Below are 12860 nucleotides of genomic sequence, written 5' to 3'. Positions count from 1 at the left end.
CTATTTTTGCGGAGAGACTACTGAGACCTAAGGAGGCTTGTCAACTCCTTGGCATTTCATACTCAACCTTGTTAAGGTGGGTCAGGGAAGGGAAGATAAGGGTGGTAACAACTGAGGGTGGGAAGTATAGGATACCTTACAGTGAGATTAAGAAATACTTAGAGAGGAGGGAGGAAATAAGGGCTGTAATTTACGCAAGGGTTTCATCAGCTGATCAAAAAGAGGATTTAGAGAGGCAAATAAACTACTTGACAAATTATGCAATGGCAAAGGGTTACAAGGTAGTTGAAGTGCTAAAAGATATAGCTAGTGGGTTAAACACGCAAAGGAAAGGATTGTTAAGGCTATTCAAGCTGGTTGAGGGAAGGAGTATTGATGTCGTATTAATAACCTACAAGGATAGGTTAACGAGGTTCGGCTTTGAGTACTTAGAGGAGTTCTTCTCAACCATGGGTGTTAAGATCGAGATAGTTTTCGGCGAGGAGCCCAAAGATGCTACGCAGGAACTCGTAGAAGACTTAATCTCCATCATTGCTTCATTCGCTGGGAAAATTTACGGAATGAGAAGTCACAAGAAGACAGTCCTCGTTCAAGGTGTAAAAAAGTTGATGGGTGAGCTAGATGGATAGGACGGTGAAGTTAAGAGTTAGGGTCGACTACGCCACATACTCAGCGCTTAAAGAAGTTGAGGAGGAGTACAGAGAGGTTCTAGAGGAGGCAATAAATTATGGGCTGTCAAGCAAAACTGCCTCCTTCACTAGGATTAAGGCTGGGATTTATGGGGAAGAGAGGGAGAAGCATAAGGACTTACCGTCACACTACATTTACACTGCCTGTGAGGATGCGAGTGAGAGATTAGACAGTTTTGAGAAGTTAAAGAAGAGGGGTAGGGCTTATACTGATAAACCGTCAGTGAGGATGGTTACTGTGCACTTAGATGACCACTTGTGGAAGTTCAGCCTTAGTATAATCTCAATTTCCACAAAGAAGGGTAAGGTTCTCATTTCTCCAACCTTCCCTAAGATCTTTTGGGAATATTATAATAAGGGCTGGAGGATTGCGAGTGAGGCTAGGTTTAAATTGTTAAAGGGTAATGTGGTGGAACTCTATATTGTCTTTAAGAAGGATGAGCCTAAACCTTACGAGCCTAAGGGTTTCATCCCAGTTGATCTCAATGAGAATTCAGTCTCTGTATTAATTGATGAAAAACCGATTCTTTTAGAGGCTAACACCAAGAAAATTACTCTAGGTTATGAGTATAGGAGGAAGTCGATGACCACTGGTAAGTCAACTAAGGATAGGGATGTTAAGAGGAAGTTAAAGAAGTTGAGAGAGGGAGATAAAAAGGCTGATGTTAGGAGGAAGTTGGCTAAGCTGATCGTTAAGGAAGCTTACGAAAGTAGTAGTGCCATAATTTTGGAGGACTTGCCAAGAAATACTCCAGAACATATGGTTAAGGATGTTAAAGACTCTCAGCTTAGGTTGAGAATTTACCGTTCAGCGTTTTCATCTATGAAGAATGCTATTATTGAGAAGGCTAGGGAGTTTGGTGTCCCCGTGGTCTTAGTTAATCCTTCTTATACTTCCTCAACGTGTCCAATCCACGGATCGAAGATCATTTACCAACCCGATGGGGGCATTGCCCCAAGGGTTGGTGTTTGCGAGAGGGGAAAAGAGAAATGGCATAGGGATGTTGTCTCACTGTACAACTTGTTGAAAAGGGCTGGAGATGTGACCCCCGTGCTGTTGGGGTCGAAGGGGTCCCATGACCCGCCTGTCGTAAAGCTCGGCAGGTGGTTGAGGGCTAAGTCCCTACACTCGATCATGAATGAACACAAAATGAATGAAATGAAAGTGTAGGGACAAACGGGATGAATCATTAAAGCAGGAATTAAGTAATGCGTGTGGGTCCTTTCAGGGATAGTTTGATTTTAAATTTTTAAAGTTAGGGCTCCGCACTTAACTAACCATTGGAACTTCCTCCGGCGCAACCTCGTCTGGCATGAACCTATTAGTTAGTACGTGGCCCTTCCTCAAATGCTCAAGGGCTTCCTCAAGATCGAAGATTGGGTGCTTACAGTCAATACAGTAGACCCAGCCGAATGTTGACAATGTTTCCCTCAACCGATTCTCGGCATCCTTCGAGAAGCGACTATGCTTAGCACCCTCCTCCTTAGTGACTATACGGTCCTTAAAGTAGCCAAACCACGTGTGAATAGCATGGGGTATGAATTCCTCCTCTCTCATCAAATTACTTATCTGTGCCCTTTGCGTTTAAGTTTTTATTAAGAAGTTTTTAATATTTTATTAAGATGACTATAGAATTATTTATTATTTATACCTTACTTGTAAGAATAATATTCATTAATTATTGGTGATCTATGTTAATCATTTTTAAATTATTTATGCTGATTTTAAATAATTAATAATTTATAACCTTTTATTCTAACTGATAACTAGAGGACTCTTTTTATATTGGGGTTTTAATAGGACCTTGATAGGTATGGAACGCATAATGGGTGATGCAGATGATTGAGTTGAGATATGTTCTTGGTGGGCCTCAGGGCGGTGGTTTAGAGACCACGTCTGAGATACTTTCATGGGCCTTTTCTAAGTCTGGCTATGGCGTTATTTCCGATAGGGAGTACTTCTCGAATATTAAGGGTAGGCATAGTTACGTCCATGCCACGGTCTCAGCCACTGAATTACCTAAGCACCTTAGTTATCCCGTTGATATTGTGGCCGCCATGGATGCAGAGACTGTGTTCACGCACTTCAATGACCTTAGGGATGGTGGTTACTTAATCTATAATAGTGATGATGACTCCGTTAATTATGCCGGCATACCTAGTATGGAGAAGGACTTGAGGGATAGATTGGGTGCCCAGTTTAAGGGACTTGGGCTTGATGGTACTGTGAGGTCGGTGGTCAAGTATTTACAGAACAGTAGGAAGGCTCGTGTCGTTGCCCTCAGCTTTAAGGAGCTACTCATGGAGATACAGAAGCGCGAGGGTATAGTACCGTCACAAGCGTCCAGATATATAAGCACGATCCTAGTTGGTGCCGTGGCTGCAATAACAGATATTAATGAGGAAAGCCTTGACTACAGCCTTAGAAGAAGGTTCACTAGGGAGGATGTATATAGACATAATAAGTCAATGGCGCAAATAGTGATGGGCCTTGTCAAGGGTCAATTTGGGTCAGAGCTTAAGCTTGAGCAACCAAGGATTAGTGCCAGGGAGTTTCTGGTGGCCAGTGGTAATGATGCAATAGCCATGGCTAAGATAGTGGCTGGGGTCAGGTTCCAGGCATATTACCCAATCACGCCTGCGGCAGACGAGAGCTTCACATTGGAGGAATATGAGACATTAAGTGGTGAAGGTTCCCTTGTGGTGTTTCAGACAGAGGATGAATTAGCAGCGATAAACGCGGCAATAGGTGCCGCGTTGACCGGCGTAAGGAGTTCAGTGGCTACGAGTGGCCCTGGCTTTGACCTAATGGTTGAGGGGCTAGGTTGGGCTGGGCAAAATGAGGTTCCCATTGTAGTGACGTACTATCAAAGGGGTGGGCCTAGTACGGGGCAACCAACGAGAGGTGGTCAAAGTGACTTATTATCATCTGTGTTTGCATCCCACGGTGAGTACCCGAGGATTGTACTTGCAAGCGGTGATCATGAGGAGGCTTTTTACGATGCGATAGACGCGTTTAATTATGCTGAGGTCTTCCAGGTACCGGTTATACACCTTGTTGATAAGTTCTTGGCAAACACGATAGCAACGATACCAATGCCTGACCTGAATAACGTTAGGATAACTAGGGGTACCCTGGCACCTAAGGGGCTTAAGGTGTATAAGAGGTTTGACCTATCAAGTGTAATATCGCCGAGGGCGTTCCTTGGCGATTACGTGATGTGGTATTCGGGTGATGAGCATGATGAGTATGGACACATCAATGAGGATCCAGTTAATAGGATCAATATGTTTGATAAGAGAATGAGAAAGCTAGACATCATGGAGAAGGAGATACCTGAGGAGAGGAGGTTCTCGTACTTCGGCCCAGAAAGGCCGGACATACTGTTGATTGGCTGGGGCTTTGTTAAGGGTGTGGCTGTTAAGGCCATTGATGAGTTGAATAGTGAGGGAATGAGGGTTGGTTACTATCACATTAGGGCATTCATACCATTTCCAAGGGAATCATTGACCAAGTTAACAAAAGAAGTCGAGGCCAATAATCTAGTTGCTGTGGAACACAACTACATGGCGCAAGCTTCAAGGCTGGTGACTATGAACACCGGCATCATGATCAATAGGTCAATTGTTAAATATACAGGGAGACCTATATATGTTCATGAATTAGTAAACGCAATCAAGAATATGCTCAAGGGTAGTACAAGGGAGGTGATTAGTTATGGAGCGTAAGATGAAGTTAACAATAAATGACTATAAGACCGATGTTTGGGTTGATTGGTGTCCTGGATGTGGTAATTTTGGAATACTTTCAGCCATGTACCAAGCCCTCGCGGATCTACAGCTTGAGCCTGAGAAGACGGTGGTGGTTTCAGGAATAGGCTGTTCAGGGAAGACGCCGCATTTCGTAAATGTGACAGGTGTACATACACTACACGGCAGAGCCCTACCATACGCTGAGGGTATTAAGTTGGCTAATCCGGGCCTTACGGTTGTTGTTAATGTCGGTGATGGTGATTTACTTGGCATAGGCGCGGCGCATTTCGTGGCTTTGGGTAGGAGGAATGTGGACCTAGTCGTAATAATGCATGATAATACGGTGTATGGCCTAACAAAGGGTCAAGCAAGCCCGACACTGACGAGGAATCTACAACCAAAGGCACTCCCTAAGCCTAATATTCAGGATGCGGTTAATCCAATAGGGCTTGCAATTGCCTCCGGTTATACGTTCATAGCTAGGGGTTATGCAGCCAGGGTTCAGCATCTCAAGGAATTGATCAAGAAGGCAATACTCCATAAGGGTGCGGCGTTCATTGACGTGTTACAGCCCTGCGTAACATATGACAATATACACACGTATGATTACTACAATAAGAGGGTTTATGACCTGCAGGAGGAGGGTTGGGACCCAGTGGCGAAGAGCCCAGAGGAGTTGCCGCAGAAGGCCGCTCAAGCCTTGGTTAAGTCGTATGAGAGTGATGATAGGGTACCCATCGGTATATTCCTGGTTAACCCGAACGTGCCTACGTTTGAGGAGAGATATTCACAGAGACTACCTAATTACCTAAAGATACCACCTGCCAGGGAACCCATTGAGGTTGGTGGTAAACCTGTAATATCGATTGAGAAGTTCAAGGACTTGTTTAAGAAGTACGTGATAGAGCTTAGATAAGCCATACGTTCACTTGGTTAAATTAAAATGCATATCCGCAATCTTTATATTACTTAAACGTGTTATCTTGATTGATGTCATTATACTATGATTTAACGCCCACGGGAATTCCAGGACTTGATGAGGTACTTGGTGGTGGATTAATTAAGGGCAGAACATACCTAATAAGTGGCGAAACTGGCACTGGCAAGACCTTGTTATCGTTATCCTTCTTAATAAATGGCATTTTTAGGTATGGTGAACCTGGCATTTATGTGTCTGTTGATGAGACCTATGACCAATTAATGAATGGTGTTAGGAGATTCGGCTGGGACCTTGAGACACTTAGGGAACAAGGTTACTTGGAGGTCTTAATACCTGAGATGGATATTATCGAGAAGATTAGGGAGAAGGACCCAATGACCATAGCCAAGTCCCTGGTATACACAATAGCCGATTACGCGAAGTCCCTGGAGGCCCAGAGGCTCGTCATAGACCCAATAGCGCCGTTGGTCACGCTCGAGAAGGATGTGCAGATTCTTAGAGAGTACATCAGGGCCTTGGTCATGGGTATTGAGAGGGAGGTTGGTGTGACAACAATAATAACCACGGAAATACCCACGGGGGCCAGGGTGATCTCGAGGTACGGGGTTGAGGAGTTCCTGGCAGCCGGAGTATTCATAACGGGACTTGCACAGACGACAGAGGGCGACTTCAAGAGGTACCTATTTATTAGGAAAATGAGGTGGCAGGCGGTGCAACCGACAATACTAGAGGTTGAAATACAGCCAAAAACTGGTATTATGATTAAGGGCCCGTTAAAGGATGTTCACATACCATTCTATGCATTGATGCTTTAACAGATAATTATACGCATTGACTTAGTATTATACATCATGTATGTATTTATACTTATTTATTAGGATAAGGCTTTGGATAATGATGAAGGCCTTAGTCTGGACGGCCGTTAGGAAAATGGATATTATGGATGTTGAAAAACCCAGACCTGGACCTGGGTGGGCTTTACTCAAGGTCAGTCATGTGGGTATATGCGGCTCAGACGTGTCGGGATTTTTAGGCAAGAATGAATTGCGTAAACCACCATTGTTGATGGGCCATGAATTCACAGGCATTGTTGAGGATGTGGGCCCTGGTGTGCCTAGGGATATTATAGGTAGGTTATTCACCGTAAATCCGGTCATTGGGTGCGGTCATTGTAGGTATTGCAAGATGGGTCTTAAGAACCTATGTGTTGAAAGGAAGATAATTGGCATTGACTACCCAGGCGCGTATGCTGAATATGCATTGGCACCATACGACAATTTATACCCAGTAAGCGATCCCGTGAGGGGTGCATTGACTGAGCCATTAGCAACATCGTTAAGGGCCGTAAGATTATCGGGTGCATCTCTTGGAGACTCGGTCTTAGTTCTTGGGGCTGGATCCGTTGGTACCTTCGCAATAAAGATCCTATCAGCCGGTGGTATTAGGGACTTAACGGTCGTTGAAATTAATAAAAATAGGCTTGAATGGGCCCGTAAGTTTGGGGCCACAAGACTCATTGAGAAAAGTGGTGATGAAGCATTGAAGGAAATTAGGGAGTCATACCCTGAGGGTGTGGATGTAGTTATTGATGCCGTTGGTTCTGAGGACACTAGGAAACTAGCCATAGGCGCAGTACGTAGGAGTGGCAAGGTGATATTCGTGGGTCTTCATGATAATGAGGTTAGGATACCAGGTAATGCCATAGTTAGGAATGAAATTGAGATAAAGGGTTCTTTCTCATATACCGATGAGGATTTTAGGAGAGCCGTGAACCTATTGGAGCAGGGACTTCTTGATCCACGTGAAGGTTGGATTGATATTAGACCACTTGAGCGCGGTCAAGAATCCTTTGAGGAGTTAACAGGAACATTTACTAAATTTGTCAAAATAATGCTTACACCAAGTGAATAATATAGTTAAGAGATTATTAGAGGGAGCAATTCGATGATGGCTTTCTACATGCGTATATTACCTGTTAAAGCATCAAGACATAGAATGACATGTATGATTGTCGATTAAGCCTTGATCTGTCATATGCAATGAGGCTTGTGAATTAATTGAAAATATAGTGCCCTTATGCCAAGTGGTTATTGGCCATACGATACCTTTACCTAAATCCTACCCCAACTTTACTGGTTGGTGATGAACATGAATTAACGCCTCACGGCTTTAGTGGGTGTTCCCTTGATTATGGTTCTTCAATTCGCCGTATTCAATGAATATGAATAATCGTCTTAGGGCCATAATGAGAAGGAAACTGATCCTTTTAATTAATAGCTTATCTATTTCTTTTACCCTCAATGAATTCCACGAGCCATTGGTATGCCACGTCTGGTGGTGCGTGAACTGGCGGGTTCTTGAAGGCCCAGGCTGATAGACTGATGAGTGGTCCGCCAATTTCTCTATCCATTGCTAGCTTCACGGTCCTGACTATGTCAATCATTACACCAGCATTGTTAAACGGATCGTAGACCTCCAGGTCCACCCTTATCCTGATTGGTACATTAGCGAACCCACGAGCTTCAATGAACATATGAGCATTCTTCCTGCTTCCCAGGAACTTTATGTAGGCCACAGGCGATATGTAGGCGTCAAAGTCTTCCCCCTCAGCCATCTTCTTCACAGCTTCCGTCTTCGTCTTTTCCTTCTGGCCCTTTCTATACATTAGGTTTAGGAAGTCTGGTGTACCACCAACGTTTAGTTGGTATGTGCCCTCGATCTTAACACCCCTCAATGCGAGTAACCTAATTATGGTTTTATGTAATACTGTAGCGCCCACCTGGTTTTGGACATCATCGCCAGCAAGCGGTAACTTCCTGGTTTCGAACCTTGACTGCCACTCGCTCGATGTAGCTATTACTGAGGGCATTGCATTTACGAAGGCTGACCCACTCCTGAGGGCTGCTTCCGCATAGGCCTCGCTAGCCTTCTGCGCTCCCGTGGGTAAGTAATTAATGAGTATATGCGTGTTTGTGCTCTCTAGTTCCCTAACTACATCCTCAATTGCGCTCTCAGTGATTGGTATGAAGGAGCCCCTTAATTGCTCAGCAACACCGTCAAGTAATGGGCCGGCCTTTACAATGACACCTAATTTACCAACCTCAATAACCTTAAGTGCATTATTTGGTTGTGTGAATATCGCCTCACCAACGTCCTTACCGACCTTGCGTGAATCTACGTCGAAAGCGGCGACCACCTTTATATCCCTTGGTTCATAGGGTCCAATGCGTTGGAAGGTCAGGCCTGTTGGTTCCTGTTCCACCTCGCAATACCTAAGTCCCTGAACAAAGGCTGACGCTGTGTTACCCACGCCAGCTATTGCAACCCTAATGTTTGATTTCATTGTTCACGTTATATTAACAGCTATTAATAAAGATTTCTTTCATTCAATTACTTATTCCTCAGCACAACACCCAATATTAATAATACCACACTAACTATAACCATGATTATACTAACAAATGTGGACAGCACAAGGGGTATCAATGTAGTTATACTCACCGTATTAGATATATAATAAACTACGGCATTCTCGCTATAATTATTCACCAGTGACAACGAGCCTCTCTCCGTCTCTGGCACATAAATAATTACGTATTGTCCATCGATACTTCTTGTATCGAGCTTCCCCTGTGCAGTGATGAGTTCCTGCAATGGCCTTCCCAGGGAATCATTATATACAGCCATTATTGCGGATCCCTCGTTAACAGCACCCATGCTTACTGACAAGCCCGGCGCCACCACAGTCTCATTACGTGTCTCCGTAATCAATGACATTATATCGCTTACTACACTTGAACTAAGATAGATCCCAATAAGGAATATAATTATTCCCAGGGCAAGAAGTGCCACTCCAATTATTAATAGTCCTTTTCTCATTAATTTCGGCACTGGGATGAATTATATAAGTGATTCTCACACTTGTATGTTGGTCTAAGTATGTTTGTGGCGATTGAGGGTATTGATGGTGTTGGTAAATCGACAATAATCACGAAGTTAAAGGATATATTGGAAAGAGCTGGGTACAGGGTGCATACTACCGCCGAGCCCAGTCAGACACCAATTGGCAGGTTAATTAGGGATTGGCTCCTTAGGTCAGACTCGAAGATTGCGCACCCATCGGTATTCGCGCTCCTCTTCACGGCCGATAGGGTTCAGCACTACTATGGTGAGGTGAAACCAATGCTTGATAATGGTTACTTAGTCATTACTGAAAGGTATATGGAGTCAACACTTGTTTATCAGAGCACAATGGGTTTACCCATGGACTGGTTAATGGAACTTCATAAATTCGTGCCTAGGCCTGACCTAACAATAATACTTGACGCGCCTATCGAGGTTGTCATAGGCAGGTTAAGGAGTAGGCATAAGCTTGAGGTGTTTGAGGCCGATAAGGAATTCCTCAATAGAGCTAGGGAGCTCCTCCTCAGAAGGGCTTCCTTAAATAATTACCCAGTTATTAATGCGGTTAGGGACCCGGACTCTGTCGCTAATGATGTTTATAGGTTAATAATTGATGCATTGAGGAGGGTTGTTTAAATAGGCGTAATGTAGTAATGCCTTGTTATGACTGTTAGGATGATCGACATCACAGGCAAGGAACCCATCTATAGGGAGGCCACTGCCACGGGCTTTCTAAGGGTTGATGAGGATACCATGGGTGAGTTAATGAAGGTTGGCGTCAGTGGTCTTGGTAACGCCGCAGCCATAGCTAAGGTAACGGCCATTAACGCCACTAAAACTGCTTGGAAGCTCATACCGTTGCTTCATCCGGTTCCTATTACCTACATCGAGGCTAGGGTGCGCTATGAGAAGGATGGCATTAGAATGGGTGTGCTCGCCAGGACTAGGGCGCAGACAGGTATTGAAATGGATGTATTATTCGGCTTATTCAGCGGTCTGCTCGCGGCATGGAATACCATTAAGGGATGTAGCAGGACCTGCACGCCTGAGTGGGTCACGAATTTCATGGGTAATCAAGTACAGACCTGCGGTTCTAGTCGTGTTGATGGTATGTTCGATATTAGGGTAGTTAGTAAGGTAAAGTCTGAGGAGAGAATAAGTTTATCACTAGGTGACTTTGAGGATAACACGGGTGGATTACCCGTAGTTACTATGTTCGATGTAACCGCCGAACCAACCTACTATGGTGAGGCGTCAGCCAAGGGTTTCGTAAGGCTTAGGGAAAGTACCGTGGAGTTAATTAGGCAGGGTAATGTGGAGAAGGGTGATGTTATAACAATAGCTAAGGCTGCATCGATAATGGCTACGAAAAAGGCGTGGGAGGTGCTACCTCTCGTGCATCTTAACTACATAACGTACGTTAATGCCGATGTTAAGGTTGTCGAGGACGGTGTCGAGGTCTCCGTTGACACCCGTAATGTGTCAAACACAGGTTCTGCCATGGAGGCAGTTTTTGCCGTTGGTGTTGGCTTACTGACCGTTTGGGACATGGTTAAGAAGTACGAAAAGGATGAAAATGGTCAATACCCATACACGGTAATTAAAGAAATTAAGGTTCTTAAGGCGCTGAAAACACCAGCGGTCTAGGAGTATACCTCCGTTATTACCCTTTCGACCTCCTCAACATCCTTAACAGTATCAACAGACTTCCAGTAAACATCCCTATAAATAACCCCCCTAATTCTCTTCTCACTTGTTAATTTGGGAAATGCTGTTACCTCAATATCGCCCTTATTCGGCAAGTACTTGAATATATCCTTAGTGAAGGCGTAGACACCGGCATTGATTAGGTAGTCAAGTAGTGGCTTTTCCCTGAACTCAGTTATAAATCCCTCATTGTCTATATGAACAATACCATAGGGGCTCCTCATGGGGGTTAGGGCAATCGTTGAGATCACGTTACCGCTCAATTGATCTATTAATGGCTTAATTGGGAGATTTGTCACAACATCACCATTAAGGACCACGAATACCTCATCTTCAAGGAACTTCATTGCGTTCTTAATGGCGCCACCCGTACCCAGGGGTTCCTCCTCAACGCTATAGAACAACCTAACGCCGAATTTAGAGCCATCCCCCATTACCTCAAAGACCTTGGTCCTGAGATAACCAACAGCAAGAACTACATCCCTAATACCCTGCTTGCTGAGCCACTCGATCTGCCATTGAAGAATTGGTTTACCGCCAACCTCAATCAGTGGTTTAGGCCTGTCTAGTGTTAATGGTTGAAGTCTTTTACCGAAGCCACCGGCTAGGATCAATGCCCTAACCATCAAGTAAAACTAGGCGGTTAGTATTAATGCTTTAAGGTTCCATAAACCTGAGTTTAAAGTTAAATTTATTAACTTAAACTTTAAGTTTATGAGGCGTATGATCGAGAGTGCACTGGAACTATTAAGGCAGGGTAAAATAGTGTTCATTCATGACTCCGACAATAGGGAAAATGAGGTTGATGCAGTGATAAGGGCTGATCATGTGACGCCATCAGTAATTACTTGGATGAGAAAGAATGCTGGTGGTTTAATCTGTTTCGTTACCGAGGACTCCGTGGGTAAGCAATTAGGGCTTAACTTCATGAGTGATGTGCTTCGTAATGCAGGCTTCGATGGACTCATTAAAAGGCCTGGGTATGGGGATGACCCTGCGTTCTCAATATACGTGAACCATGTAAAGACGAAGACGGGGATCAGGGATATTGATAGAGCATTGACTATTACGAGACTTGCAGATGTTGTAAGGATGATTAAGGAGGGCCGTAATGCAGAGGCGCAGAAGATATTTTACGGCGAGTTCTACGCACCAGGTCATGTGCCCATACTTCTGGGCAGGGTTGGACGTAGGTTTGGCCACACAGAATTGTCCTTATTGCTGTCAAGGATGGCTGGCATATTACCAGCGCTTGTTATAGTTGAGATGCTTAGTGACGACGGTGAGGCATTAAACAAGGATGCGGTGTCTAGGATAGCCGATGAATTAGGCACAGTGGTCATAAGCGGTGGTGAGATAATAAGAGAAGCCGAAAGACAGGGCATTATTAAGGAAGTTGTGATAAAGTAGACATAGCTATATAGGGATAAATAAATCACATATGAATAATAGCGTCGTATTTCTTCACGTATTATTAACGTAGCCCATAACTTGATATTGTTTAACTTCGAGTTGTCATAATTATCGTAATATTTGCTATTAGTAAATAAGTAATGTAAGATTTAGCGTATTGTAACCGATATATTCGTCCGTTGCATTCCCAAGCGATGTTTTTAAATACCCCCAAATAATGAACTTATTGACCAGTATGGTGTCCCTTGAGGATCTGGCGAGGAAGGAGTATGAGGTTGAGGGTAGGAGGTTGAAGCCCAGTAAGGTTTGGAAGGTGCAGCCTAAGGGTAGGAAGGGCTTCGTAATGGCCCTCTTCAAGACACCAGACGGAAAAACAGTAAGAAAAGTCATAGCAAAAGTAGACGAACAAGGAAACATAATAACCTAAACAAACAAAACCCCTAAAAACAATCAAA

Annotated in this window: 14 protein-coding genes; 10 read left to right on the top strand and 4 right to left on the bottom strand. The window is 44.0% G+C overall.

Features of this window, described 5'->3' with window-relative positions:
• Window positions 1–2: 2 nt before the first annotated feature.
• Together Vsou_RS10045 and Vsou_RS10040 are read left to right on the top strand one after the other, a co-directional pair.
• The gene (locus Vsou_RS10045) at window positions 3–629 is read left to right on the top strand and encodes an IS607 family transposase (RefSeq protein ID WP_054844643.1); all 627 of its coding nucleotides are present in this window, start codon (window positions 3–5) and stop codon (window positions 627–629) included.
• Window positions 622–1860 (top strand): RNA-guided endonuclease InsQ/TnpB family protein, encoded by a 1239-nt coding sequence (locus tag Vsou_RS10040; RefSeq protein WP_188604090.1) that lies wholly within the window; start codon window positions 622–624, stop codon window positions 1858–1860. Before Vsou_RS10045 ends, Vsou_RS10040 begins: the two co-directional genes overlap by 8 nt.
• Before the next feature lie 99 nt (window positions 1861–1959).
• Here the strand turns inward: Vsou_RS10040 and Vsou_RS10035 are convergent, their stop codons facing one another.
• Complete coding sequence (locus tag Vsou_RS10035) at window positions 1960–2247, bottom strand: hypothetical protein (RefSeq protein WP_188604089.1); 288 nt, start codon at window positions 2245–2247, stop codon at window positions 1960–1962.
• 281 nt (window positions 2248–2528) lie between these two features.
• On the opposite strand from Vsou_RS10035, the gene Vsou_RS10030 reads away from it, so the two are divergent.
• The 4 genes from Vsou_RS10030 (at window position 2529) to Vsou_RS10015 (ending at window position 7293) form a co-directional block, all read left to right on the top strand.
• Entirely contained in the window at window positions 2529–4418 is a 1890-nt protein-coding gene (locus Vsou_RS10030) for a 2-oxoacid:ferredoxin oxidoreductase subunit alpha (RefSeq protein WP_188604088.1), read from the top strand.
• A complete protein-coding gene (locus Vsou_RS10025) occupies window positions 4408–5358 on the top strand; it encodes a 2-oxoacid:ferredoxin oxidoreductase subunit beta (protein WP_229709945.1) in 951 nt (316 codons plus the stop codon). Before Vsou_RS10030 ends, Vsou_RS10025 begins: the two co-directional genes overlap by 11 nt.
• 74 nt (window positions 5359–5432) lie before the next feature.
• Window positions 5433–6197, top strand: coding sequence for an ATPase domain-containing protein (locus Vsou_RS10020; RefSeq protein ID WP_188604087.1), 765 nt, complete (start codon window positions 5433–5435; stop codon window positions 6195–6197).
• A gap of 79 nt (window positions 6198–6276) precedes the next feature.
• A complete protein-coding gene (locus Vsou_RS10015) occupies window positions 6277–7293 on the top strand; it encodes a galactitol-1-phosphate 5-dehydrogenase (protein WP_264890710.1) in 1017 nt (338 codons plus the stop codon).
• Window positions 7294–7660: 367 nt separating this feature from the next.
• Here Vsou_RS10015 and Vsou_RS10010 read toward each other — a convergent pair whose 3' ends face one another.
• Entirely contained in the window at window positions 7661–8725 is a 1065-nt protein-coding gene (locus Vsou_RS10010) for an inositol-3-phosphate synthase (RefSeq protein WP_188604085.1), read from the bottom strand.
• Window positions 8726–8772: 47 nt separating this feature from the next.
• The gene (locus tag Vsou_RS10005; RefSeq protein WP_188604084.1) at window positions 8773–9261 is read right to left on the bottom strand and encodes a hypothetical protein; all 489 of its coding nucleotides are present in this window, start codon (window positions 9259–9261) and stop codon (window positions 8773–8775) included.
• Window positions 9262–9321: 60 nt separating this feature from the next.
• Here Vsou_RS10005 and tmk point away from each other — a divergent pair, with 60 nt between their 5' ends.
• Together tmk and Vsou_RS09995 are read left to right on the top strand one after the other, a co-directional pair.
• Window positions 9322–9921, top strand: coding sequence for a dTMP kinase (tmk, locus tag Vsou_RS10000; RefSeq protein ID WP_054844722.1), 600 nt, complete (start codon window positions 9322–9324; stop codon window positions 9919–9921).
• Between the two features lie 27 nt (window positions 9922–9948).
• The gene (locus Vsou_RS09995; RefSeq protein ID WP_188604083.1) at window positions 9949–10932 is read left to right on the top strand and encodes a cyclic pyranopterin monophosphate synthase MoaC; all 984 of its coding nucleotides are present in this window, start codon (window positions 9949–9951) and stop codon (window positions 10930–10932) included.
• Here Vsou_RS09995 and Vsou_RS09990 read toward each other — a convergent pair.
• The gene (locus Vsou_RS09990; protein WP_188604082.1) at window positions 10929–11618 is read right to left on the bottom strand and encodes a nucleotidyltransferase family protein; all 690 of its coding nucleotides are present in this window, start codon (window positions 11616–11618) and stop codon (window positions 10929–10931) included. The two genes, Vsou_RS09995 and Vsou_RS09990, sit on opposite strands and share 4 nt — an antisense overlap.
• Window positions 11619–11715: 97 nt before the next feature.
• Here Vsou_RS09990 and Vsou_RS09985 point away from each other — a divergent pair, with 97 nt between their 5' ends.
• Window positions 11716–12402 (top strand): 3,4-dihydroxy-2-butanone-4-phosphate synthase, encoded by a 687-nt coding sequence (locus Vsou_RS09985; protein WP_188604081.1) that lies wholly within the window; start codon window positions 11716–11718, stop codon window positions 12400–12402.
• Between the two features lie 238 nt (window positions 12403–12640).
• Entirely contained in the window at window positions 12641–12832 is a 192-nt protein-coding gene (locus Vsou_RS09980) for a chromatin protein Cren7 (protein ID WP_013603523.1), read from the top strand.
• Window positions 12833–12860: the final 28 nt, after the last annotated feature.

The sequence above is a fragment of the Vulcanisaeta souniana JCM 11219 genome, from assembly GCF_026000775.1.
In the GTDB taxonomy this organism is placed as follows: Archaea; Thermoproteota; Thermoprotei; order Thermoproteales; family Thermocladiaceae; genus Vulcanisaeta; species Vulcanisaeta souniana.
This window is presented reverse-complemented; position numbering and strand designations above follow the sequence as displayed.